We start from the raw sequence: 23,782 nt of genomic DNA on the forward strand, positions 1-23,782 counted from the left end.
AGATAATGAATGTGGAGGATTTTAATTTTTCGCTTCCGGAAGAGCTGATTGCCCAGACCCCGCTTGAAAAACGGGATGCATCCCGGCTGATGGTGCTGGATCCGGAAGCAGAAAAGACGCACCATGACTCGTTCCGGAGTATCCTGGATTATCTGGATGCCGGCGACTGCCTCGTGCTGAACGATACGAGGGTACTGCCGGCGCGGCTGCATGGAGAAAAGGAAACAGGCGGCCGGGTGGAAGTACTTTTATTGAAACAGGAAGAACAGGACGTCTGGGAAACCCTGATTAAACCGGCAAAGCGGGTGAAACCGGGCACTGTGCTGTACTTTGGAGGAACAAAGCTGCGGGCGGAATGCGTGGATACGCTGGAGCATGGCGGACGGCTGCTGCGTTTCAGCTATGACGGTGTTTTTCTTGAAATACTCGAAGAACTCGGGGAGATGCCGCTTCCGCCTTATATCAAAGAAAAGCTGGAAGACCAGGAGCGGTACCAGACCGTGTTTGCTAGAGAAGAGGGTTCGGCAGCTGCTCCTACAGCCGGTCTCCATTTCACACAGGATCTACTGACTGAAGCGAAGAACAAAGGGGTGCATGTGACAACCATTACGCTCCACGTGGGCCTTGGTACCTTCCGGCCGGTCGAGGCGGAAACGGTGGAAGACCATCACATGCACGCCGAATTCTACCAAATCAGTGAAGGGACGGCCGTCCTCTTAAATGAAACGAGAGAAAACGGCGGGAAGATTGTGGCAGCAGGTACCACATCCGCCAGGACACTGGAGACGGCGGCGGATGAGAACGGAAGGTTTGAAAAGGTATCAGGCTGGACCGATATTTTTATTTACCCCGGTTACACGTTCCGTGGTGTTGACGCGCTGCTTACCAATTTCCACCTGCCGAAGTCCACCCTCGTTATGATGGTGAGCGCCCTGGCGGGAAGAGAATTTTTGATGGAAGCTTACCAGGAAGCCGTCCGGCACCGCTACCGCTTCTTCAGCTTCGGGGATGCGATGTTTATTATGAAGGGAAGTCAGCATAGATGGCAGCAGTAACATATGAATTAAAAAAGACATGTAAACAGAGCGGAGCGAGACTGGGAACGATACATACGCCGCACGGTTCCATCGACACGCCGATGTTCATGCCGGTCGGAACGCTTGCCACGGTTAAAACACTCAGTCCGGAAGAGCTGGAGGATATGAACGCCCAGATCATTCTCAGCAACACGTATCACTTGTGGCTGCGTCCCGGAGAGGATATTGTACAGGAAGCGGGCGGCCTGCATTCGTTCATGAACTGGGACCGTCCGATTCTGACCGATTCCGGAGGGTTCCAGGTGTTCAGCCTCAGTGACTTCCGCAATATTAAAGAAGAGGGCGTGCATTTTCGCAATCACATCAGCGGGGAAAAGCTGTTTTTGTCACCGGAAAAAGCGATGCAGATTCAGAATGCGCTCGGCCCCGACATTATGATGGCACTTGATGAATGCCCACCGTATCCTGCCGAAGAGTCCTATATGAAAGCGTCGGTGGAGCGGACGTCCAGGTGGGCGGAGCGGTGCCTTGAGGCCCATCAGAACAAGGAGACCCAAGGGCTTTTTGGCATTATTCAAGGCGGAGAATATGAACATTTGCGTAAACAATCGGCAGATGATTTGATTTCGCTTGATTTTCCGGGTTATGCTATAGGCGGACTTTCCGTAGGAGAACCGAAAGATGTGATGAACCGGGTGCTTGAATTTACAACCCCGCTCCTTCCTTCCCACAAGCCAAGATATTTGATGGGAGTCGGATCAGCGGACTCTCTTATTGATGGAGCCATCCGGGGAGTGGACATGTTTGACTGCGTGCTGCCGACCCGCATCGCACGTAATGGAGCCTGTATGACAAACCATGGCCGCCTCGTTGTACGTAATGCAGCTTATGCAAGGGATTTCAGCCCGATTGACAGGGATTGTAACTGTCATGTATGCCGGAATTATTCCCGCGCGTACATCAGGCACCTCATCAAATCCAATGAAACATTCGGTTTCCGTCTCACGTCCTATCATAATCTATACTTTCTGCTCGACTTAATGAAAAAGGTGCGGGAAGCGATTATGGAAGACAGACTTCTCGATTTCCGGGAAGAATTTTTCGAGCAGTACGGATTTAACCGGCCGGATGCAAAAAACTTTTAGCTTATCCTTCAGGTTCTGTGTTAGCCTGTACTATAGGGAAGTAATGGAAGGAGGGGAACGATGGCACCATTTATTATGCTCATATTGATGGCGGCGATTTTCTATTTCCTGCTGATCCGCCCGCAGCAAAAGCGGCAGAAGCAGATTAAGGAAATGCACGCGAACATGCAGAAAGGCGACCGTATTATTACGATCGGCGGGATGCATGGCACGATTGACGCCATTGATGAAAATAAAATTGTACTTGCCGTTGACGATGACAACAAACTGACATTTGACCGTAACTCTGTCAGAGAAGTCGTCAATGAAGACTAACGGCCGCTTGCTTTACATAAGCGAATGCCCCTTTTGAACACGTGTGCGTTGAAAACCAAGAAGACTGCCCGGCACACAGCCGGGCGGTCTTTTTTTTTGTTTGTTTCAACGTGATGCGGAATGAACCCCGATCACTCCTCCGAAAGCTGCGCATGCGGCGAATGCAGCGAAATACAGGAGCTGCCCGGCAGTAATGGTACTGTCAAACCCAAGGTATTCAAGCAGCGCGAAAACAAGAATCATACCTGCAGCTGCGGTGGCCCCGGTAATCATTCCTTTCTCCTTCGTTTTTCTTCCCGCAAAGAGACCCCCGGTAAAAAAGCTGATCATGGCGGTTATCAACAGCAGCCAGCGCACAGAATCCTCGGACACGGACGTAAATCGCAAAACGGTTGCTACAACTATGCCTGAGATGAGCAGCATACCGATAATGACAATCATACCGGTGCCGGCTCCGCGAATTTTCCCTGTTCCTTCCATCTAATTCTCCTCCTTTGCTTTGTTTTATGCTTATGGACAACACCACCGAAATAGAAGAACAATATAACAAAATAAACAGAATCCTGATTTTATGTTCAGACTGGAAGAGGAGTTTCATAAACTTGTACAAACCGTAAAAAAGGTGGTCGCTTTCGTGCAAGACGTTCTCCCTGCCTTAACAATCTTTATCATCAGCTATGCGCTGCTTATAGCAGAAAAAGGGGACCGTGTCCTGGTGGCTTGTTCAGGCGGTTTATTCATGGTCCTCTTCGGGATACTGGACTTACATCTCGTTTTTTTTCGTTACATAGACTGGCACACGATTATTCTGCTCCTGTCGATGATGATCATCGTTTCCATCACAAGTCAGAGCGGCATGTTTGAGTATGCTTCAGTCAAAACAGCACAGCTCGTACAGGGGAAACCGGTACCGCTGCTATTTCTATTGTCCGTGCTGACAGCGGTTGGTTCGGCTTTTTTAAACAATGTAACAACGGTTCTGCTCGTAACACCGGTTGTATTCACGCTCACGAACATGCTGCAGCTGAAGCCTGTTCCTTTTTTGATGGCGGTGATCGTAACGTCCAATATCGGCGGCACCGCTACACTAATCGGCGATCCGCCGAATCTGATGATCGGACAGGCTGCAGCAGGATTGACGTTCAATGATTTTTTAGTGCATCTCGGTCCGCCTGCCTTATTCATTTTTATCTTAGTCACCGCCGGGCTCGTGTATTATTACCGCGGGGAATGGAAAGGAAAAAGAAGAACAGAGGTCCGGCAGCAGTTACAGGATTTGAAAGCATCCGACTATATTACGGATAAGAGCCTCCTATTTAAATCCGGATTCGTCCTCGTCCTTACTATCAGTGCTTTTATGATGCAGCCGCTGCTTCACATGGAAATTACGGCCATTGCGATGGCTGGGGCTCTTCTGCTTCTCTTTTTAACGAAAGACGATGCGGATCCGGAGAAGGTGTTTCAGCGGATGGAATGGACAACTATCTTCTTTTTTGCGGGGCTTTTTATGCTCGTCGGGGGTCTGGAAGAAACCGGTCTTCTGGAAGAGCTGGCACGGGGGTTGATCTTTATGACAGAAGGGGAGATGACAGCGACTGCCTTGTCCATGTTGTGGATTTCAGGGATTGTGTCCGGGTTCGTTGACAACATCCCGTTTGTGGCGGCGATGATTCCAGTCATTCTGGAAATGGAAGGGTACGGCATCGGGGATCTGCGTCCCATCTGGTGGGCCCTTGCCCTTGGTGCGTGTCTCGGCGGAAATGCCACCCTGATCGGAGCGACGGCGAATGTTATTGTAGCAGGGCTTGCCAAAAAGGCCGGTCACGGCTTCAGTTATATGGACTTTTTTAAAATAGGCATGCCCGCCGCCATTCTCTCTCTCCTGGTGTCCACTATCTATATTTACTTTCGTTATCTTATGTTTTATTAAGACACATGGAAAAAAAAGAGCAGGCTATACTAAGGGAGGCAGAGTGAAGCAAAGGTGGATGGATAGTGTGGAAATATGGACAGTGGTGCTGCGGACAATCGTGGTGTATTTTTTTCTTTTGATTGTCCTTCGATTGATGGGAAAACGCGAGATTGGGGAGCTTTCCGTCCTCGATTTTGTCATTTCGATTATGATTGCGGAACTGGCTGTCGTGTCGGTGGAAGATACAGATGTATCCTACGTGAGAGCATTCACTCCGATTCTTGTCCTCTCTCTCCTGCAGATCGTTCTTGCCTGGTGGTCGCTCAAAAGTGACCGGATGCGCCACATTCTGGACGGCCGGCCGACAGTGCTTATCCGGGAAGGAAAAATCGATGAAAAGGCGATGAAAAAGCAGCGCTATAATTTTGATGACCTGCTGATGCAGATCCGTCAGAAGGATATAAAAGATGTCTCCGATGTTGAATTTGCCATCCTGGAGCCTTCAGGTGAATTGTCCGTATTTGAAAAAAAAGAAGAAGCGGAGGATCTTTCCTATCCGCTTCCTTTTATCATTGACGGTCATATTCAATGGGATCATCTTGAAAAGGCCGGAAAAGATGAAATGTGGCTGCGGCGCGAACTGCGTAAAGGGGGGATTGATTACGTGAAAAAAGTGTCCTACTGCGCGATGCAGGAAAACGGCGTATTGTACATTGACGAAAAAGACGATTAACGTATAGAGGAGATTTTGCGCCAGTGGGACCAATTGAAATAACCGGCTGCCCACAACAACGCAGCAAAAACAAAACCTGCGCCTGCGGATGCAGTCAGTAACTCGGCTAACTCTGGAATCGCCGGTTCCCACCAATGCAGCAGAGCATTGGTTCCAAACACGGCGCACGCGGCGGCGGCTGGAATGAACAGTGCTGCTCTTCCTTCCAGAATCATGCCTGCCGCTTTGGTAACCACCTTAAAATGAAGCAGTGTCACAAGGACCATGTTGACGGCAACGGCAAGAGCAGCCCCGGTGATGCCAAGTTCCGGCTGTGACGTAAAAAGAAACAGCAGACTCATTTTGATGACCGCACCGGAGAGCGTATTGAACATCGCGGTTCTGGCAAGATTCATTCCCTGCAGTACAGCCTGAAGGGGACCCTGCATGTACAAAAAAAGGCTGAAAGGCGCCATGACCTGAAGCAGATAAGCACTTTCCGGGGAATCATACATAACATTCATTACCGGATGGGCGAAGACAAACAAAAAGCAGGCACAGAAACTTCCTGCTATCAACCCTGTACGCAGTGTCTGCCGAAGTCTTCGTTGTATCATACCGTAATCCCGCGCAGCAGCTGCTTCACTGACAGCGGGAACGAGGGCAACCGAGAATGAATGGGTGATGAACGTTGGAAGTAGCAGCAGGGGAATGACAAAGCCACTTAACTCCCCGTACTGGGCTGTCGCAGCGGCCGTGCTGAATCCGGCGAGAGCGAGGCTGTGGGCGATGATGATCGGCTCCATAAACAGCGATACAGAACCAACAAGCCGGCTCCCGGTTGCAGGCAGGGCGACGGCCATCAAATCCTGAAAAACTCTGCCTCCGCCTTTCAACGAGTGAAAAAACCGATGCCGCAGCGGCAGTGGCTTGTCGTGTTTGAAACGCCACAGCATGTAAAGGAGGGAGGCTCCTTCCCCGGCAACAACAGAAAGCATGGCCCCCGCTGCCGCAAACTCAAGCCCGTAAGGAAGAAGCGCATTCGTACATACAGCGACAAGGGAAATCCGGACGACCTGTTCGATCACCTGGGAGACTGCCGTCGGCTTCATATTCTGTTTTCCCTGAAAATACCCGCGGAGTACCGCCGAAACAGCTGTCACCGGAATAATCGGGGTGATGGCAAGAAGAGAATATAGAGCTCTTTCATCCGTAACAAGATGCTTTGCGAAAAACGAGGCGCTCCATACTAAAAATATAGTAAAAATAATACTCAAAATCCCTGTGACTGTAAGAGAAACGGCAAGAATCTGCTTTATTTTCCGGTTGTTATGTTCCGGCGCGGCTTCTGCTGTTAATTTGGAGATCGCCACAGGAAGCCCGAGTTGTGTTAAAGTTATAATTAAAAGCAGGGTTGGAAACGCCATGTTATAGAGCCCGATTCCTTCGGCGCCGAGAATGTTTGCGGTGACGATTCGATTGATGAAACCGAGAATACGGGTCGTTAATCCTGCAGCAATCAATATAATTGTTCCTTTAATGAAAGTACGTGTCCCCATAGCCGCCCCGCCTTCTTCGTAATCATGAAGCTTCAAAAACTGAAACGTGTTTTCATGTATATGCCAAAAACAGGGACGAGCATGACAATTTTAAAAAACAGGAGGACTAAAAAATGAAGACCAAGCCATTTGAAGTATGGAAAGAAGATATAAAGCCGGCGCTGGAAAGTAAAGTGGAGGAATTTCACCGGTTTGGGTACACGAGCGTGAAGGAGGAGGATATATGGGCGCTCACGATGAAAAAACTGCAGAAAGAGGAAGTCAGTCTCCGGATACACTCCCTCGTCCAGGCGGTGCTGCATCTGTCCATCCGTGATTATATGAATGACGTAACGATTGCCTCCTATAAAGAGAGCGCTTCCCTGTATTCATCGGAAACGGCTCTGCAAGAACTGCTGGAGGATATCGACGCTGGTGGTTCATCGGACCGTCATTTGACATGACAGAAAATCCATCAGTATAATTAACCTGTTGCTGACACAGGTATTGGTAAATTTGTACATAATCAGCCGTATTCCCTGGCAGCGCCCGGTTGCTGAAGCTGCAGTGCCCGCCCGGCAGCTGCTTTTTTCCTGCGCTCCAGGCTGTCAGCACTGCCGGGAAAATGGGAGCAGTCCGCGTATCTGTAAAAGGGTGCCGGCTGAAGGAGGATGGAGCGTTCATGATAAAGAAATGGAGAATTGTCACGTTTTTTGTGATTATCCTGGCACTCGCCGGCGTTATTTCGCAGACCGTCATGGGAACCGCCAAAGGAATCAACCTTGGTCTTGACCTGCAGGGCGGTTTTGAAGTGTTGTATGAGGTCACGCCTGCCGAGGATGGCGAAGAACTCACAGATGAAACAATGCAGGCCACCGTCAGTGCGTTGAACCAGCGCGTAAACGTTCTCGGGGTCTCGCAGCCGAACATAACGATTGAAGGAGAAAACCGAATCCGCGTGCAGCTCGCCGGAGTGGATAACCAGCAGGAAGCAAGGGATCTTCTGTCCACGCAGGCGGAACTGAGTTTCCGGGACGTGGATGACAATGTGAGATTAACCGGCCAGGCTCTGCAGGAAAACGGAGCCAGTGTCGGATTTGACCAGGCGAACAATCCGGTCGTCACGCTTTCTTTGAAAGATGCCGATAAATTCGGACAGGTGACAGAAAACATACTTGAAGAGTACAATCCGCCGAATAACCGTCTTGTCGTCTGGCTTGATTATGAAGAAGGGGATTCCTTCCGTGAAGAAGTCCAAAAGCAGGATCCGAAATATTTGTCGGCGCCGCAGGTTAACAGCCCGCTTTACCAGCAGGACATTCAGATTGAAGGGAATTTCGATGTGGAGGAAGCGGAATTTCTCGCGGAAGTACTGAACTCCGGGTCGCTTCCGGTGGACATGGAAGAGATATACTCAAACGCCGTCAGCGCATCGCTTGGAGAGCAGGCGATGGACAACACCATTTTTGCCGGATTCATCGGCATCGGCTTAATTCTTGCCTACATGATCGCCTATTATCGTTTTATGGGTGTTATTGCGGCTGTCACGTTGTCCGCTTATATTTACATCGTTCTGCTCATCTTTAACTGGATGCAGGGTGTGCTTACGCTTCCGGGTATCGCAGCCTTAATCCTCGGTGTCGGGATGGCGGTTGACGCCAATATCATCACCTATGAACGGGTGAAAGAAGAGATCAAATCCGGCAAAACCATCTTATCGGCATTTAAAGCAGGAAGCAGACGGTCCCTGTCTACTATACTGGACGCCAACATTACAACAATTCTTGCCGCCGGTGTACTCTTTTATTACGGAACGAGCTCGGTACAGGGCTTTGCTGTCATGTTGATTGTCAGCATTGTGACAAGCTTTCTTACGGCAGTGTTTGGCTCACGGCTGCTGCTCGGCCTTTGGGTGCAGAGCAGAATTTTCAACAAGAAACCGCGGGTATTCGGTGTAAAGGAGAATCAAATCCATGAATCCCAGTGAAAATAAACGATCCATCCCATTTGTCAAACACAGGAAAAAGTTCTTCACGTTTTCGGCGGTCTTCTTTTTAGCCGGTATTATTCTTCTTTTCACTGCCGGTCTGAATCTCGGTATCGATTTTCAAGCCGGCTCGAAAGTGGAAGTGCTTGCCAATGATACATTGACGGCAGAAGAAGTGGAGCAGCAGTTCGCTTCCATTGGGGACGGTTATGAACCAGATGAAATTACGCTTGCCGGGGACAACAATGAGTTGGCTTATGCCAGCTTTATCGGGACGCTGTCTCAGGATGAAATCGCGGAAATTCAGACGTATTTCGGCGACCAGTACGGGCAGCAGCCGACGATAAGCACGGTTTCTCCGCAGGTTGGCAAGGAACTCGCGCAGAATGCGCTCATTTCGGTTCTCATCGCATCGATCGGCATCATACTGTATGTCACGATACGGTTTGAATTCTGGTACGGGCTCGCTTCGATTGCTGCCCTGATGCATGACGCGTTTTTCATTATCGTCGTGTTTTCGATTGTGCAGTTTGAGGTCAACGTGCCGTTTATTGCAGCCGTGTTAACGATTGTTGGTTATTCCATTAACGATACGATTGTGACCTTTGACCGGATACGGGAGAATATGAGCTATGAGGAGGAAATCACGTCCTTCGATGACCTTGCCAGAGTGGTCGATCTCAGCTTAAACCAGACGATTGTCCGTTCCATCAACACAGTGCTGACTGTTGTGTTCGCTGCAGGAGCGATTTTCCTTTTCGGCGGCGAAGCGATCCGGTCGTTTTCGTTTGCCCTTGTTATTGGTCTTGTGGCAGGAACGTATTCCTCTTTGTTTCTCGCATCCCAGCTTTGGCTGTCCTGGAAATGGAAGAGCATCCAGCGTGGATGGAATAAACCTCAGAAAGAAGAGGAACCGGAGGATATGGAACCAGAAGTCTAAGTCATGGTGTACCACCATGACTTTTTCCTTGATATAATGCATACACATTCTTGTGAAAATGGGGGTTCAGGCCGGTGGATACAGAAGATAAACGATACCGTATGGTACGATTTGGGGCTATTATCGGAATAGCCGGGAATGTGCTTCTTGCCATCTTTAAAGGGATCACAGGGATTATGACGGACAGCCGCGCCTTGACGGCGGATGCTGTTCATTCCGCCTCGGATGTGGTTGGATCTGTTGCCGTATTAATCGGAGTGCGCGCGGCGAACCTCCCTCCTGATCGTGACCACCCATATGGACACGGCAAAGCGGAGTCGGTGACAGCCATTATTGTTGCGGTTCTGTTGTTTATAGTCGGAGTGGAAATCGGTCTTAATGCACTGCAGGATCTTGGGGAGCCGGTCTCCATTCCAGGAACGGGTGCACTGTATGCCATTATATTTTCGATTATAGTCAAAGAAGGTATGTTTAGGTACAAACATTTCCTGGGAAATAAGTTTAACAGCGAAGCACTTATCACGGACGCCTGGCACCACCGTTCCGATGTTTTCTCATCAGCGGCAGCGCTTGCCGGAGTGGGAGCTTCCATCGCAGGAAATCATCTGAATATTAGCTGGATGCTGTACGGAGATCTGGCTGCCGGACTCTTTGTCTCCATCTTAATCATGAAAATGGCCTGGACGCTCGGAAAGACGTCGATTCACAATGCTCTGGATCATGTTCTTCACGCGGAAGATACCCAGGAAATGCGTGAAGAAATCAGCAGTGTGGAAGGCGTCCTGCATGTTGATGAATTTTTTGCAAGAGAGCATGGCCATTATGTCATTATTGATATCAAGGTTGCTGTTGATCCTTCCATAACTGTGCAGGAAGGCCATGACATCGGCAAAGAAGTAAAAGAACGCCTGCTTTTGGATGCGAAAGTGAAAGATGTATTCGTGCACATTAATCCTTACGAAGAAGAGTGAGAGGGAGGTTTTTATTATGAGAGGGCAGTCCGCGTTAATACTTGGTGCTGCCGCAGCGCTTATTATTGCTGTTTTTGCTGTTATTAATGTAGACGGGGTGGAGGTTAACTACATATTCGGGACGGCGGAATGGCCGCTTATTCTGGTCATCCTTGGTTCCGTTCTGATGGGTGCTGTCATTACCGGTTCGCTTGGAATTATTAAAGTGTACCGGCTGCAGCAGGAAATCAAACATCTGAAGCAGGGAAAAAGCAGCAATAAGGAGAAACAAAACGCCTCATCCTCTGAAGCATCACCCGAAACCAGGAATGAAAACCGGGAAAATTCATCATCGCCAAAATAACCACCCCCCCAGAATCCGACTCCACTAATTGTAACCCCTGCCCTGCTTTAGTATAATGAGTAGGTCAGGGGTGGTTTTTGTCATGTTAAGACCAAAAACACGCTGGATGATGGAGGAGGCTGATTTTTCCGGCAAAGAACAGCTGGAAAAGGAACTGAATGTCTCCTCGATGACCGCAGCGTTGTTATCCAAAAGAGGATATCGTACAATCGAAGATGCTTCCGACTTTCTGAAAAAATCCATGGAGGACCTTCATGACCCGTTTCAGCTGAACGGCATGCAGGAGGCCGTGGAACGCATACATCAGGCAGTGGACGATAATGAAAAAATACTTATATTCGGCGATTATGATGCAGATGGAGTTTCAAGCACCATCATCATGATTCATGTATTAAAAGAACTGCAGGCCGATTTCGGCTGGTATATCCCGAACCGGTTTACCGAAGGATATGGCCCGAATATTCCAGCACTTGAGCAGGCAGCAGAAGAAGGGGCATCGCTTGTTATTACGGTGGATACCGGAATAGCTGCTGTTCCGGAAGTGAAAGCAGCGAACGAAATGGGGCTGGACGTCATTGTGACGGACCACCATGAGCCGCAGCCGGAACTTCCCGATGCTTACTGCATCATCAATCCCAAAAAACCAGGCTGCCCGTATCCATTTAAAGAACTGGCCGGAGCCGGCGTGGCGCTTAAAACCGCCGAAGCGGTGCTGGGATCGTTCCCGTCTCATTTACTGGATATCTTCACAATCGGAACGATCAGTGATCTTGTTCCCCTTCTTGACGAAAACAGAATTCTCGTCTCCCGTGGACTTCAGGCTCTTTCGGTATCCAAAAAACCCGGAATTCAGGCATTGAAACGTATTTGCGGCATAGAAGAAGGACCGATGGAAGAAGATAACGTCGGCTTTGCGATCGGCCCCCGTATTAACGCGGCAGGGCGGATGGAAGCAGCAGATCCCGCGGTTCACCTGCTTGCTTCCACGTCGCAGGAAGAAGCCGATGAATGGGCCAAAATGATAGACGGACTGAACAGGGAACGCCAGAAAATCGTGAATGAAATGACAAAAGAAGCGGTGGAAGAAGTGGAAAACAGCTATCCACCGTCGGAAAACAGGGTTCTCGTCATTGCAAGAAAAGGATGGAGCCCCGGGGTTATCGGTATTGTTGCCTCGAGATTGATTGAACAGTTTTACAGGCCTGTTATTGTTCTCGGCATTGATGAAGAAACCGGCGAAGCCAAAGGTTCTGCGCGCAGTATTGAAGGGTTTGATATGTTCCGGGAACTGTCCGAAAGCAGGGATATTCTTCCTCATTTCGGCGGGCATACAATGGCAGCCGGCCTGACGATGAACGCAGGCGACATTGAAGAGCTGAGAAGACGGTTGGAAGAGCAGGCTGCTGTCTCCTTGAACGAAGAGGATTTTATCCCCTCTACTATGGTGGATATGGAAGTCCCGATCAGGGAAGTTACGACAGAAGCGCTTGACGAACTGCAGAAGCTGGGACCGTTTGGCACAGGCAATCCAAAGCCGGTGTTTATGCTGGGGAATGCAGCACTTACATCCAAACGAAGAATTGGAAGCGGGAAAAACCATCTGAAACTTGAACTGGAGCAGGACGGGAAGCGTCTGGACGGTGTAGGCTTTCACCTCGGTCATCTGGATGACCATACAACAGAAAATGCTTCGGTCCGCGCGGTTGGTGAACTATCCATTAATGAGTGGAACGGCTACCGGAAACCGCAGTTGTTTCTTAAAGACCTTGCGGTGGATGAATGGCAGCTTTTCGACAAGCGGCAGCAAAAAGATATAGAAGAGACAGTAGGGCTTCTTCCTGATGCAGATACGATCGTCGCAGCCTTTCATGAAGAGAATGCCCAGCGTCTCCTTTCCAGGTTTCCGGAAAAAACAATCCTTACCGCCCGGGACGTCTCTTCTTCTCCAAGACAGGCAGCCAACCTCGTCTTTGCCGATATGCCCGTGCATATGAGCCACCTTGAAAATTGTCTGGCACAGGTTCAGGCCGTGGAGAATGTGTATGTCTTTTTCCGGTCCGATGATGTTCTTTACTTTCAACTGGACCCCGGACGGGAGGACTTCAAGTGGTATTACGGCTTTTTGAAGAAACGGGAAAGCTTCAATCTTGAACAGCACGGGGAAGAACTGGCCCGCAGAAAAGGATGGAAATACAACACCATTTCTTTTATGAGTCATGTGTTTTTTGAGCTGGACTTTGTTACAATAGAAAACGGTATTGTCAGCATGAAGGAAGCGCCGGCAAAACGGGATCTGCATGACTCAGCTTCCTATCAGAAACATAAAGACCAAAGGGAAGCAGAACAGGTGCTGCTGTATTCTACATACACCCAGCTGAAAGAAAGGTTGGCACTTTTCATCCAGGCAGCCGCTGGTAATAACGAGACAAAGGAGAAAGTAGGCAATGGATTTTAAAGATTATATAACTATTATTGAAGATTACCCTCAGGAAGGCATCCGCTTCAAAGATATTACGACGTTAATGCAGAACGGTCCGGTTTATAAACAGGCGGTCGACAAAATGGCTGCTTTTGCGGCGGATCGTCAGATAGATGTCGTCGTCGGACCTGAGGCCAGAGGATTTGTGGTCGGCTGTCCGATTGCTTATTCGCTGGAAAAAGCATTTGTTCCGGTCCGCAAAAAAGGAAAACTACCTCGTGAAACAGTGGATGCAGACTACGGTCTGGAATACGGGGAGTCAAGTCTTTCCATCCATAAAGACGCGATCCTGCCGGGCCAGAATGTATTGATTACCGATGACCTGCTTGCAACCGGCGGGACGGTGAATGCCACAGTTCAGCTGGTGGAAGAGCTGGGCGGAAATGTGGCGGGTATGGCTTTCATGATTGAACTGTCGTATTTAAGCGGCAGAGACAATCTGGATGGCTATGATATCTTTTCTCTCGTCACATTCGAATAATTGTCATCAAAGGTGCTCTGTTACAGAGCACTTTTTACTATCCATGATGTTGTGCCGCTGATGTTTTCTTCGTTTTTCGACAAATTTCTTTATCCTTTACAGAAATAGAAATTTTAAAGATAATATACTATACGAATCATTTTAGAAAGGCTTGCAGGGTGATTGAATGACCATCGATGAAGTGCTCGAAAAATCCAGAGAATTTTTGACGGAGGATGATGTTTCTTTTCTGCAGCGTGCTTATAAATATGCCGAAGAAGCTCATAAGGACCAGTACCGCAAGTCCGGCGAACCCTACATTCTGCATCCCATCCAGGTTGTTGGAATACTGGTCGAACTTCAGATGGATCCGGATACGTTGGCTGGAGCTTTTCTGCACGACGTCGTAGAGGATACGGAAGTGACAGTAGAGGATATCGAAGAAGCATTCAATGAGGAAGTCGCTATGCTGGTGGATGGTGTCACCAAGCTGAAAAAAATAAAATATAAATCGAAAGAAGAACAGCAGGCGGAAAATCACCGCAAAATGGTGGTGGCGATGGCCAAAGATATCCGGGTCATTTTAATCAAGCTCGCTGATCGTCTGCATAATATGCGCACCCTGAAGCATCTTCCTCCGGACAAGCAGCGGAGAATTTCAAATGAGACGCTGGAAATTTTTGCGCCGCTTGCCCACCGGCTCGGTATATCCACGATTAAATGGGAACTCGAAGATACGGCTCTGCGCTACCTGGACCCCCAGCAGTACTACCGCATCGTGAACCTGATGAAGCAAAAACGCGCGGAGCGGGAGCAGTATCTGGATGAAGTGATTAATGAAATAAAGAAAAATATGGATAAGACGAATCTCGAAGCATCCGAATTATACGGGCGGCCCAAGCATATCTACAGTATCTACCGGAAAATGGTGAAACAGAAGAAACAATTTAATGAAATCTATGACCTGCTGGCCGTTCGTATTATCGTGAAAAGTATTAAAGACTGTTATGCGGTACTTGGAATCATTCATACGTGCTGGAAACCGATGCCGGGACGCTTCAAAGATTATATTGCAATGCCCAAAGCCAACATGTACCAGTCCCTGCACACAACGGTTATTGGACCGAAAGGGGAGCCGCTCGAGGTGCAGATCCGCTCGGAGGACATGCACAGCGTGGCAGAATTCGGGGTTGCCGCGCACTGGGCCTACAAAGAAGGGAAAACGGCGTCGGGCACGTCTCTTGAGGACAAGCTCACCTGGTTCCGGGAAATCATCGAATGGCAGAATGAAACAGCGGATGCCCAGGACTTTATGGAATCGCTGAAAATGGATCTGTTCTCCGACATGGTCTTTGTTTTTTCACCAAAAGGAGATGTTATCGAACTTCCGCGCGGGTCGGTGCCGATAGATTTTGCGTACCGGATTCATACGGAGATCGGCAACCGCACGATTGGTGCAAAGGTCAACGGAAAAATGGTCCCCCTTGATTATCAGCTCAATACGGGGGACATCGTTGAAATGCTGACGTCCAAGCATTCCTACGGTCCGAGCCAGGACTGGCTGAAACTGACCCAGAGCTCCCATGCCAAAAATAAAATCAAGCAGTTCTACAAAAAAGAACGGCGTGAAGAAAATGTATCAAAAGGCAGGGACATGGTAGAAAAGGAACTAAAAAACCAGGGCTTTGATACAAAACAGGTCATGACCGAGGAGACAAAACAGGACACAGCGGAAAAGTTCAGCTTCACAAGCGAAGAGGACATGTTCGCAGCGGTTGGATATAACGGTGTCAGTCCAAAACAGGTCGTGACAAGATTGACAGATAAAATCCGCCAGCAGCAGGAGGAAGAAGAAGAACAAAAGCCGGTCGCCGAAGCGGTTAAAGAAGTGACAACCCAGACGGAGTCCCAAAACACAGGCGCCGGTGTGAAAGTAAAAGGGATGGACAACCTCCTGATCCGGCTCTCCAAATGCTGTAACCCCGTCCCCGGGGATGAAATCATCGGTTTCATTACGAAAGGACGTGGAGTATCGGTTCACCGCAAAGACTGTCCGAACGTAAAAAATGTAGAAGAAACTTCCCGTCTCCTGGAAGTGGAGTGGGAAGCAGCCAACGACCAACGCAAAAACTACAGCGTCGACATCGAAATTACCGGATACGACAGGCGCGGTCTGTTAAATGAAGTCCTGCAGGCGGTAACCGAAACAAAAACCAACATCACGGCTGTGAACGGCCGTTCCGATAAAAATAAAGTGGCCGTTATCGATGTAACGATTTCGATATCTAATATAGATCATCTTCACCGGGTGGTGGAAAAAGTGAAAAAGCTGTCCGATATTTATTCGGTGCGGCGCAGGGTTCAGTGAAACGGACAGGAAAGGATGGGAACGATGAAAGTAATCATTCAGCGCTCAAGCGGCGGAAGCTGTGAGGTGGATGGAACCGTCACCGGCTCGATTGAAGATGGTATAGTGGCACTCGTTGGATTCACTCATGAAGACACCGATGACGATATCAGCTGGATGGCGGAAAAAATCGTAAACCTTCGCATCTTCGAAGATGCCGAGGGAAAGATGAATGAATCCCTGCTGGACCAGGGAGGGAAAATCCTGTCCATTCCCCAGTTCACTCTTTACGGGGACGCGAGGAAAGGAAGGCGGCCGAATTTCATGCAGGCCGCAGCACCGGAAAAAGCAGAATCCCTGTTCGAGCGGTTTAACGCACGGCTCGCTGAAAAAGGGGCGGAAGTGGAAACCGGCCGGTTCGGCGCGGAAATGAATATTTCTTTGACGAATCACGGACCGGTGACCTTCGTGCTGGATTCTCCTTCCTGAAACTCCCTTGACAATCCGCCTGGAGATTCGTATGATATATATCAGTTATGAAAAGATAAAGAAAGCTGACGACAGAGAAAGTAAACAGGAATAAGGCGTTTCAGAGAGGAACTGCTGCAGCTGAAATCAGTTCCACGTCCCCCTGTTGAAAGACACTCCCGAGGCTTCGTTTCGAAGGCTTGTGAAGCTGGTAGGGACGGACGTATTCAGGCGTTAACGTAAAAGAAGCGGAAATATGCGCAGCATATTTCAAGCAGGGTGGCACCACGGGAAAAACTCGTCCCTCGTATTATACTACGTAGGGGGACGGGTTTTTTTAATGCCGCAATAAGTCGTAGAAAGGAGCCTTAGATATGAATATACGTATACCAAGAGGAACGCAGGATATTCTGCCGGGGCATTCGGAAGAATGGCAGTATGTGGAACGTATCTGGCATGACATCTGCCGCCGTTACAATTACGCAGAAATTCGTACTCCTATATTTGAGCAGACGGAACTGTTCCAGCGAGGGGTCGGTGACACGACCGACATTGTACAAAAAGAAATGTATACATTCGAAGACCGAGGCGGACGAAGTTTGACGCTGAGGCCTGAAGGAACCGCATCTGTTGTTCGTTCTTACGTCGAAAACAAGCGGTTCGGCCTTCCGGACCAGCCGGACAAGCTGTATTACACCGGTCCGATGTTCCGTTATGAACGGCCGCAGTCCGGAAGAATGCGCCAATTTGTTCAATTCGGGGTGGAAGCTGTCGGCAGTGCCGATCCGGCAGTGGACGCGGAAGTTCTCTCCCTTGCGATGGAATTTTACCGGGAAGCCGGATTGAAAGGGCTGAAGCTTGTTCTGAACAGCCTTGGCGACCAGGAGAGCAGAAACGCCCACCGCAATGCGCTGATCAGCCACTTCAAGCCGCGGATTGACGAATTCTGCAGCGACTGTCAAAGCCGGCTGGAAAAGAATCCGCTCCGCATTCTGGACTGTAAAGAGGACAAAGACCATCCTCTTATGCAGAATGCACCATCCATTCTGGACTATCTGAATGAATATTCGACAAAGTATTTTGAGACAGTGAAAGAAATGCTGAGCAAAATGGATATCCCTTATGAAGTAGATCCAAATCTCGTGCGGGGACTTGATTATTATAATCACACGGCCTTTGAGATTATGATTGAAGGAGAAGGGTTCGGCGCCATTTCCACTCTGATGGGCGGAGGACGCTATAACGGACTCGTCGAAGAACTTGGCGGTCCGGAATCCCCTGGTATCGGCTTTGCTCTGAGTGTGGAACGACTGCTCATGGCTCTTGAGGCCCAGAACGTGGAAGTTCCGATGCAGGCGGGACTGGACTGTTATCTTGTAACACAGGGCGAAGAACCGGATAAAGATGCAGCAGCGCTTTTGACGGAACTCCGCCGGGCAGGGATAACCGCAGATAAGGATTATATGAACAGAAAAATGAAAGGACAGTTTAAAGCCGCCGACCGGCAGCAGGCTCTGTTTACGGCAGTGCTTGGAGAAGAAGAATGGAATGCCGGAATAATCAACCTGAAAAACATGCAGAGCGGCGGCCAGGAGGAAGTAGCAATCAAAGAACTTCCAGCCCGTTTGTCCAAGCAATTGAAGGAGGAAAAAAAATGATAGGTCGAACGCATTATTGTACAGATATTACGGAATCAACGATTGGTTCCGTCGTTGAATTAAAAGGATGGGCCCAGACGAGACGTGACCTCGGCCAGGTGATTTTTATCGACCTGCGTGACCGCAGCGGCATTGTGCAGATTGTAGCCAATCCGGAAATTTCTCCGGGGGCTCTTGAAACGATGGATAAAGTAAGAAGTGAGTATGTGCTGGATGTAAAAGGCACCGTCGTAAAGCGGGATGAGGAAACATTTAATGAAAAAATTCCGACCGGCACCGTTGAAGTCCAGGTCGATGAAGTGACGATTCTTAATGACGCGAAGCCGCTGCCGTTTCAGATAGAAGACGACACGGAGGTATCAGAAGATGTCCGTCTGAGATACCGCTACCTTGACCTGCGACGCGCGGGGATGCGTGAAACATTTAAAATGCGCCACCGCACGACGAAGCTGATCCGGGATTTTCTGGACGAACAGGATTTTCTTGAGATGGAAACACCAATGCTGACCAAAAGTACACCGGAAGGCGCACGTGATTATCTCGTACCGAGCCGGGTGCACCACGGACAGTTTTATGCCCTGCCGCAGTCTCCGCAGCTTTTTAAACAGCTGTTGATGGTGTCAGGCTTTGAAAAATACTACCAGATTGTACGCTGTTTCCGGGATGAGGACCTCCGTGCAGACCGGCAGCCGGAGTTTACACAGGTCGATATTGAAGCATCTTTCATGAATACAGAAGATTTCCTGCCCATGATGGAAAACATGATGCGCCGGGTCATGAAAGACATTCATGACGTGGATATTGAAGCGCCTTTTAAGCGTTTGACGTATGAAGAAGCGATGCACCGCTTTGGTTCGGATAAGCCGGATACCCGTTTTGGAATGGAACTGGTAGAACTGAGTGATATTGTGAAAGACAGCGGCTTTAAAGTATTCAATGACGCTGTGAAAAACGGTGGTATTGTGAAGGGACTGAATGTTAAAGGCGTTGCTGACTCCATGTCCCGCAAAGAAATCGACGACCTGGCAGAATTCGTTGCGATTTACGGTGCGAAAGGGCTCGCCTGGCTGAAGGTCGAAGAGGAGCAGCTGAAAGGCCCGATCGCCAAGTTCTTTACGGATGAAGAAACAGCAGAGCTGCGGAAAGCAATGGATGCCGAAGCCGGAGATCTGTTGTTCTTTGGTGCCGACCAGAAACAGATTGTCTTTGATGCGCTTGGAGCGCTTCGTCTGAAGTTTGGAAAAGAACTTGGTCTTATTGACGAGAATGCCTTTCATTTTCTGTGGGTGACAGAATTCCCGTTAATGGAATATGACCCGGAGACAAAGAAATACTCCGCCATGCACCACCCATTCACCAGACCAATACCTGAGGATATCGATAAACTTGAGGATCGTCCGGAAGAAGTGAAAGCAGAAGCTTACGATCTTGTGTTGAACGGCTATGAGCTTGGCGGCGGTTCCCAGCGTATTTTCGAGAGAGACCTGCAGGAGAAAATGTTTTCCGCGCTTGGTTTCAGCCGCGAGGAAGCAGAAGAACAGTTCGGTTTTCTGCTGAACGCATTTGATTACGGCACTCCGCCGCATGGTGGAATTGCGCTCGGGCTGGACCGCCTGATTATGATTCTCGCCGGAAGCAATAATCTGCGGGATACCATCGCCTTTCCTAAGACAGCAAGCGCCAGCGACCCGTTAACCGGAGCTCCCGGAGAAGTCAGTGACAGCCAGCTTGATGAACTGGATCTGAAAGTAATTCCCCGGGAAAAAGAGTGAGACGGAATTAAATGTGGTCAGTCTTCCGGAACGCGGTGATAAAAGGGGAAGGATCCGTTTTGATCTGAAAGGTGCGTACGCCGCTGGTCGTATGCAGATAGAGAAATCCTATCTGACCGGGTTCCCAGCGGAAGGATATGTCAAATACGTCGCGCAGCGGATAATGGTGAACATGACTTTCAATCCTGTCTTCGTATAAATCAAGCCAGCCGCTGTATTCCTTCTGTTTTTTCTCGAGCCATTCAATCGTCTGTTCCACGTGAATGACTTCCTGTCTGGCAAGCCGGTTGGCGTCTTTATGTTCATTACTCATTTAGAAGCGGACGTCCTTTCTTCTGGTTGGTTTCATGACCTTGAGTCCAACCTATACCCTGATCAGCCGTTTGTTAACCCCTCTTCTTTGAAAAAACAGGGGCTTTCCTTCATTTTCAAAAATACCGGCAGAAAAGAGGACTCATTCTTGACCACCGCATCGATCCATGCTATGATGTAATCAATCAATTTGAAGAGTCCTGAGGTGTACGTGGGACACTAATCGTTTTGAGCCAACAGTTTTACATTGGGAGCCCGGACGTTTCAATTGGAATGACACGCCTCTTTATTGTGGAAGTCTGAACAATTGAACAGGGCACCCACCTGCCGATGCAGGCTTCAAAACCAGGTCAGTTTGACGGCACATCGGGACTCTTCTATTTTTGAAAGCAGTAACCCCAGGGGATTACTTCCTCTGGGGTTTTGTATGTTTTCAGACAGAAGATAATCAGGAATTTCTTCATTCCAGGGAGCAATTGTGAGATAATGAGAAGCAGTGATTTTCAGGCATTCTCCATCTTTTCCAGATTTCCATTCCGGTCCATTCGGAAAAAGTTGGAAACCTGATTTGTCTCCTCGGTAACAGCCATTTCTCTGGCCCGGTTCATCATATTTACGATGGTGTCATAATCCTGTTTTACGGCCAGATAGTCGTTCGTTATTCTGTTGATTTCCTGCTGCAGTTTTTCATGCCGGGATTCCAGCCGGGCGATGGTTTCTTCGGACGTCTCTGACAAGGCAGGTTCCAGCCGTTCCAAAGCTTTAATGATAGATTCCAATGTTACATACGAAGGTTGACTGTTTTTCTTCAGGCTGGAAGCGGCCTGATGGGCTGATTTTTTTAATTTTTGTTTACGTTCCCGTTTAGCTGTTTTAACTTCTTGCTGATACCTGGACCGCACGATGGCATTCCAGCGGAAGCCGCATGCAGCTGATGTTCTGTCCAGTGCATCTCCTGCTTCATCAAAAGCATGCAGCTGCGTGCTTCCATCCCGGATGTGCTGCAAAATGGTATCAGCAAGAAAACGATCATCCCGGTCGGACCAGGCATCCTGTCTTACACTCACAGCTCGATCTCTCCTTTCGGTTTCCTGTCCATAGATTGACAGGTTCTAGTGTAGCCTGGGAAGAAGGGATGTATACCTGGGACAAAAGCGGGGAAGAGAAACCGCGAAGCAAGAAGATGTGGACTCGAGGTAGGTGAGAAGAATGAAAACCCTCCGCTCCAAACTTTTACTTATATTTTTAGTGATTACCTGTTTGCCGCTTACGGTGGCAGGTATCATTTCCTATCAGACACAGAAAAATGATTTAACGAACCGCATCGAACAGACACTGTTTATATACTCGGACAATCTATCGGTGGCGGTGGAAGATATTGTGCGTGAGCGGCTTTTTGATCTTGAACAGTTATCGGACAATCCTGTGTTGATGGATGAAGAGGCGGGAAAAGAAGAAATGCAGCAGGAATTTATGAAATTTATACATAACCATGAGCTGTATTACGGTCTTATCTTTGTCAGTCCACAAGGGCAGGTCACTGTTGATACAGATGGCACCGTAGTTGGAAACAATGTTTCTGAAAGACAATGGTTTCAGGAAGCAAAAGAGGGTGGTGTGTTTCTGTCAGACATATTCAACTCCCCCGTCGTAAACAGTCCTATCCTTGCGATGGCAGCGTCGGTGGAGAACGAAGAGGGAGAGGTTATCGGTGTCCTTTCTCCTTCCTTTGATCTGGAAAACCTGTGGTCGTTTTTATGGGAGCGGACCAGTGAATATTCCGCGCAGCAGAACAATTTAAACCCATCAGGAGACACCTTTATTTTGAATCAGTCCGGGGATTATATTGCCCATCCTGATCAGGACTATATCCTGGAGAAAAACTTTCTTGAAGAATCACACAAGAACATGAGTACTATGGAAGGATTCGGGGAACAGCCCGGTCTTATTCACAATGAAGAGACACAAAGTGTGAGTGCCATTGCGCCTGTAGAACAGATGGAGGGGTTCAGCAATGATTGGTATGTCGGAGTATCGGTTCCTGAAGATGAAGTATACGCCCCGCTCCGGAGCCTGCTTTGGAAATACGTGGCCTTGTTCAGCGTTGTACTGTTAATCACAGTGACGGCGGTGTTTAAGCTGTCACGCTATATCACCTCCCCGGTTGAAAATCTGGTATCGGCTGCCAGTTCTTTTGCGGAAGGGAAAAAAGTAACACCGCTTCATTCCAACGCGTATGAAGAAATTAACAAGTTGAACCGGACATTCAATGACATGACAGAGCGTCTGGAAGAGCGGGAAAAGGCCCACCAGAAGTCCTCACTGATTCTCGAGGCAACAGATAACGGCGTTATTTCGATCAACCGGGAAGACCTTACGATCACGACATTCAACCGGACGTGTGAAAATCTTTTCGGCTGCAAAAAAGAGAAAGTGCTGGGCCGCCCCCTCCATGAAGTGAAGGAAATATGTCCGGAATTTGCTTCTTTCATGGGACATGTTCCGTTGTCTGACGACAGGGACCACCGTTCAACGATCTTTGAATTTGACTGCACGATTCATGGGTGGACTCACTCTTTTTTCCTCAGTAACACACCTCTTCCATCGTTTGAAAATGACGGCAGAGTGGAAGATTTTCTGTTGGTATTTAAAGAAATTACAGAAAAAAGGGAGATGGAACGAGAGCTGCTCCGCAGTGAAAAGCTGAAAGTAATCGGCCGGCTTTCGGCAGGTTTTGCCCACGAAATCAGAAATCCGCTGACAACCATCCATGGTTTTATGCAGTTGTTCAAGGAATCACCGGATGCAGGCGGGGTGAGCAGCTATCACTATCAGATTATCATCTCGGAAATTGAGCGGGTGAACAGCATCGTGGAAGATCTTTTGACGATTGCCAGACCGGACAAAACAGAGGACAAAGATTATATCAATGTGAATGAAATCCTGGCCCATACTATCTATTTATTCCAGGCACGTGCCGATCACAGCAATATTTCGGTGGAACAGGAACTGGATGCAGAACTTCCGAAAGTGTACGGGGAAGATAAGAAACTGAGGCAGGTATTTATGAATCTCATTAAAAACGCGGTGGAAGCGGTGGAACACAATGGTCACATTTTCGTAGAGACAAAGAGCCGTTCTGATTTTTCCCGGCAGGGCGTGAGTATTCGTATCATGGATGACGGATGTGGAATGGATGCTGAAACACTGGATAAACTGGGGAGTCCATTTTATACAACGAAGGCTGATGGTACCGGGCTCGGGCTGATGACCTGCTTTCAGATTATTGAAGAAGCAGGCGGCAGCATTGATGTGCACAGTGAGGAAGGAAACGGCTCCGAATTTGACATTTGGCTGCCGGTACAATAAGGAAGTATGGATGATAT

Annotated in this window: 21 protein-coding genes, 1 other RNA gene and 1 other annotated feature; of the genes, 18 read left to right on the plus strand and 4 right to left on the minus strand. The window is 48.7% G+C overall.

Annotation, left to right across the window (positions count from 1 at the left end; all coding sequences use genetic code 11):
* The first annotated feature begins 5 nt into the window (after positions 1-5).
* From queA to yajC, 3 genes are read left to right on the plus strand one after another with little or no spacing between them, the layout of a single operon-like run.
* Positions 6-1,055: a tRNA preQ1(34) S-adenosylmethionine ribosyltransferase-isomerase QueA gene (queA, locus tag ACFSUB_RS00830; RefSeq protein WP_380711292.1), complete on the plus strand. Its 1,050-nt coding sequence runs from the start codon at positions 6-8 to the stop codon at positions 1,053-1,055.
* Complete coding sequence (gene tgt / locus ACFSUB_RS00835) at positions 1,043-2,182, plus strand: tRNA guanosine(34) transglycosylase Tgt (RefSeq protein ID WP_380711293.1); 1,140 nt, start codon at positions 1,043-1,045, stop codon at positions 2,180-2,182. Before queA ends, tgt begins: the two co-directional genes overlap by 13 nt.
* Before the next feature lie 60 nt (positions 2,183-2,242).
* A complete protein-coding gene (gene yajC / locus ACFSUB_RS00840) occupies positions 2,243-2,497 on the plus strand; it encodes a preprotein translocase subunit YajC (RefSeq protein ID WP_090925662.1) in 255 nt (84 codons plus the stop codon).
* 105 nt (positions 2,498-2,602) lie between these two features.
* Here yajC and ACFSUB_RS00845 read toward each other — a convergent pair whose 3' ends face one another.
* Positions 2,603-2,977: a TIGR04086 family membrane protein gene (locus ACFSUB_RS00845; RefSeq protein WP_380711294.1), complete on the minus strand. Its 375-nt coding sequence runs from the start codon at positions 2,975-2,977 to the stop codon at positions 2,603-2,605.
* A 154-nt stretch (positions 2,978-3,131) separates the two neighbouring features.
* Here ACFSUB_RS00845 and ACFSUB_RS00850 point away from each other — a divergent pair, with 154 nt between their 5' ends.
* A complete protein-coding gene (locus ACFSUB_RS00850) occupies positions 3,132-4,427 on the plus strand; it encodes an ArsB/NhaD family transporter (protein ID WP_380711295.1) in 1,296 nt (431 codons plus the stop codon).
* Between the two features lie 67 nt (positions 4,428-4,494).
* Positions 4,495-5,142, plus strand: a complete 648-nt coding sequence (locus ACFSUB_RS00855; RefSeq protein ID WP_449329208.1) for a DUF421 domain-containing protein — start codon at positions 4,495-4,497, stop codon at positions 5,140-5,142.
* Here ACFSUB_RS00855 and spoVB read toward each other — a convergent pair.
* Positions 5,139-6,680 (minus strand): stage V sporulation protein B, encoded by a 1,542-nt coding sequence (spoVB, locus tag ACFSUB_RS00860; protein WP_380711297.1) that lies wholly within the window; start codon positions 6,678-6,680, stop codon positions 5,139-5,141. The two genes, ACFSUB_RS00855 and spoVB, sit on opposite strands and share 4 nt — an antisense overlap.
* Before the next feature lie 113 nt (positions 6,681-6,793).
* On the opposite strand from spoVB, the gene ACFSUB_RS00865 reads away from it, so the two are divergent.
* The 11 genes from ACFSUB_RS00865 to aspS all read left to right on the plus strand — a co-directional run bounded on the left by ACFSUB_RS00865 (position 6,794) and on the right by aspS (position 20,084).
* Positions 6,794-7,123 carry a post-transcriptional regulator gene (locus ACFSUB_RS00865; protein WP_380711298.1) on the plus strand — a complete coding sequence of 110 codons (330 nt, stop codon included), beginning with the start codon at positions 6,794-6,796 and terminating at the stop codon, positions 7,121-7,123.
* Between the two features lie 218 nt (positions 7,124-7,341).
* Positions 7,342-8,646, plus strand: a complete 1,305-nt coding sequence (gene secD / locus ACFSUB_RS00870) for a protein translocase subunit SecD (protein WP_380711300.1) — start codon at positions 7,342-7,344, stop codon at positions 8,644-8,646.
* Complete coding sequence (gene secF / locus ACFSUB_RS00875) at positions 8,633-9,586, plus strand: protein translocase subunit SecF (protein ID WP_380711301.1); 954 nt, start codon at positions 8,633-8,635, stop codon at positions 9,584-9,586. The genes secD and secF overlap by 14 nt, the downstream gene beginning before the upstream one ends.
* Before the next feature lie 74 nt (positions 9,587-9,660).
* Positions 9,661-10,557, plus strand: coding sequence for a cation diffusion facilitator family transporter (locus ACFSUB_RS00880; RefSeq protein ID WP_380711302.1), 897 nt, complete (start codon positions 9,661-9,663; stop codon positions 10,555-10,557).
* 16 nt (positions 10,558-10,573) lie between these two features.
* The gene (locus tag ACFSUB_RS00885) at positions 10,574-10,900 is read left to right on the plus strand and encodes a LapA family protein (protein WP_380711303.1); all 327 of its coding nucleotides are present in this window, start codon (positions 10,574-10,576) and stop codon (positions 10,898-10,900) included.
* Between the two features lie 82 nt (positions 10,901-10,982).
* Positions 10,983-13,355 (plus strand): single-stranded-DNA-specific exonuclease RecJ, encoded by a 2,373-nt coding sequence (gene recJ / locus ACFSUB_RS00890; RefSeq protein ID WP_380711304.1) that lies wholly within the window; start codon positions 10,983-10,985, stop codon positions 13,353-13,355.
* The gene (locus ACFSUB_RS00895; protein ID WP_380711305.1) at positions 13,345-13,860 is read left to right on the plus strand and encodes an adenine phosphoribosyltransferase; all 516 of its coding nucleotides are present in this window, start codon (positions 13,345-13,347) and stop codon (positions 13,858-13,860) included. Before recJ ends, ACFSUB_RS00895 begins: the two co-directional genes overlap by 11 nt.
* Before the next feature lie 166 nt (positions 13,861-14,026).
* Positions 14,027-16,207, plus strand: a complete 2,181-nt coding sequence (locus ACFSUB_RS00900) for a RelA/SpoT family protein (RefSeq protein ID WP_380711306.1) — start codon at positions 14,027-14,029, stop codon at positions 16,205-16,207.
* Positions 16,208-16,231: 24 nt separating this feature from the next.
* Positions 16,232-16,675, plus strand: a complete 444-nt coding sequence (dtd, locus tag ACFSUB_RS00905) for a D-aminoacyl-tRNA deacylase (RefSeq protein ID WP_380711307.1) — start codon at positions 16,232-16,234, stop codon at positions 16,673-16,675.
* 59 nt (positions 16,676-16,734) lie between these two features.
* Positions 16,735-16,963, plus strand: a binding site (T-box leader).
* 65 nt (positions 16,964-17,028) lie between these two features.
* On the plus strand, positions 17,029-18,312 hold the full coding sequence (hisS, locus tag ACFSUB_RS00910) for a histidine--tRNA ligase (RefSeq protein WP_380711308.1): 1,284 nt from the start codon (positions 17,029-17,031) through the stop codon (positions 18,310-18,312).
* Positions 18,309-20,084: an aspartate--tRNA ligase gene (aspS, locus tag ACFSUB_RS00915; protein WP_380711309.1), complete on the plus strand. Its 1,776-nt coding sequence runs from the start codon at positions 18,309-18,311 to the stop codon at positions 20,082-20,084. Before hisS ends, aspS begins: the two co-directional genes overlap by 4 nt.
* Positions 20,085-20,091: 7 nt before the next feature.
* Here aspS and ACFSUB_RS00920 read toward each other — a convergent pair whose 3' ends face one another.
* Complete coding sequence (locus tag ACFSUB_RS00920) at positions 20,092-20,397, minus strand: hypothetical protein (protein ID WP_380711310.1); 306 nt, start codon at positions 20,395-20,397, stop codon at positions 20,092-20,094.
* 193 nt (positions 20,398-20,590) lie between these two features.
* Here ACFSUB_RS00920 and ssrS point away from each other — a divergent pair.
* Positions 20,591-20,773: non-coding RNA, 6S RNA (ssrS, locus tag ACFSUB_RS00925), on the plus strand.
* Positions 20,774-20,899: 126 nt separating this feature from the next.
* On the opposite strand, the gene ACFSUB_RS00930 is transcribed toward ssrS, so the two are convergent.
* Positions 20,900-21,463, minus strand: coding sequence for an RsfA family transcriptional regulator (locus tag ACFSUB_RS00930; RefSeq protein ID WP_380711311.1), 564 nt, complete (start codon positions 21,461-21,463; stop codon positions 20,900-20,902).
* A gap of 142 nt (positions 21,464-21,605) precedes the next feature.
* Here ACFSUB_RS00930 and ACFSUB_RS00935 point away from each other — a divergent pair, with 142 nt between their 5' ends.
* Positions 21,606-23,765: an ATP-binding protein gene (locus tag ACFSUB_RS00935; protein WP_380711312.1), complete on the plus strand. Its 2,160-nt coding sequence runs from the start codon at positions 21,606-21,608 to the stop codon at positions 23,763-23,765.
* The last annotated feature ends 17 nt before the right edge of the window (positions 23,766-23,782 follow it).

This window comes from Salibacterium lacus, from assembly GCF_042684865.1.
GTDB lineage: Bacteria > Bacillota > Bacilli > Bacillales > Marinococcaceae > Salibacterium > Salibacterium lacus.

What these genes read in the sequence shown, in the direction of transcription:
- secD (WP_380711300.1), top strand. Translation starts at nt 7,342, where the DNA reads ATGATAAAGAAATGGAGAATTGTCACGTTTTTTGTGATTATCCTGGCA.
- spoVB (WP_380711297.1), bottom strand. Translation starts at nt 6,680, where the DNA reads ATGGGGACACGTACTTTCATTAAAGGAACAATTATATTGATTGCTGCA.
- secF (WP_380711301.1), top strand. Translation starts at nt 8,633, where the DNA reads ATGAATCCCAGTGAAAATAAACGATCCATCCCATTTGTCAAACACAGG.
- ACFSUB_RS00895 (WP_380711305.1), top strand. Translation starts at nt 13,345, where the DNA reads ATGGATTTTAAAGATTATATAACTATTATTGAAGATTACCCTCAGGAA.
- yajC (WP_090925662.1), top strand. Translation starts at nt 2,243, where the DNA reads ATGGCACCATTTATTATGCTCATATTGATGGCGGCGATTTTCTATTTC.
- ACFSUB_RS00920 (WP_380711310.1), bottom strand. Translation starts at nt 20,397, where the DNA reads ATGAGTAATGAACATAAAGACGCCAACCGGCTTGCCAGACAGGAAGTC.
- dtd (WP_380711307.1), top strand. Translation starts at nt 16,232, where the DNA reads ATGAAAGTAATCATTCAGCGCTCAAGCGGCGGAAGCTGTGAGGTGGAT.
- ACFSUB_RS00935 (WP_380711312.1), top strand. Translation starts at nt 21,606, where the DNA reads ATGAAAACCCTCCGCTCCAAACTTTTACTTATATTTTTAGTGATTACC.
- ACFSUB_RS00900 (WP_380711306.1), top strand. Translation starts at nt 14,027, where the DNA reads ATGACCATCGATGAAGTGCTCGAAAAATCCAGAGAATTTTTGACGGAG.
- ACFSUB_RS00865 (WP_380711298.1), top strand. Translation starts at nt 6,794, where the DNA reads ATGAAGACCAAGCCATTTGAAGTATGGAAAGAAGATATAAAGCCGGCG.
- tgt (WP_380711293.1), top strand. Translation starts at nt 1,043, where the DNA reads ATGGCAGCAGTAACATATGAATTAAAAAAGACATGTAAACAGAGCGGA.
- recJ (WP_380711304.1), top strand. Translation starts at nt 10,983, where the DNA reads ATGTTAAGACCAAAAACACGCTGGATGATGGAGGAGGCTGATTTTTCC.
- ACFSUB_RS00845 (WP_380711294.1), bottom strand. Translation starts at nt 2,977, where the DNA reads ATGGAAGGAACAGGGAAAATTCGCGGAGCCGGCACCGGTATGATTGTC.
- aspS (WP_380711309.1), top strand. Translation starts at nt 18,309, where the DNA reads ATGATAGGTCGAACGCATTATTGTACAGATATTACGGAATCAACGATT.
- queA (WP_380711292.1), top strand. Translation starts at nt 6, where the DNA reads ATGAATGTGGAGGATTTTAATTTTTCGCTTCCGGAAGAGCTGATTGCC.
- hisS (WP_380711308.1), top strand. Translation starts at nt 17,029, where the DNA reads ATGAATATACGTATACCAAGAGGAACGCAGGATATTCTGCCGGGGCAT.
- ACFSUB_RS00885 (WP_380711303.1), top strand. Translation starts at nt 10,574, where the DNA reads ATGAGAGGGCAGTCCGCGTTAATACTTGGTGCTGCCGCAGCGCTTATT.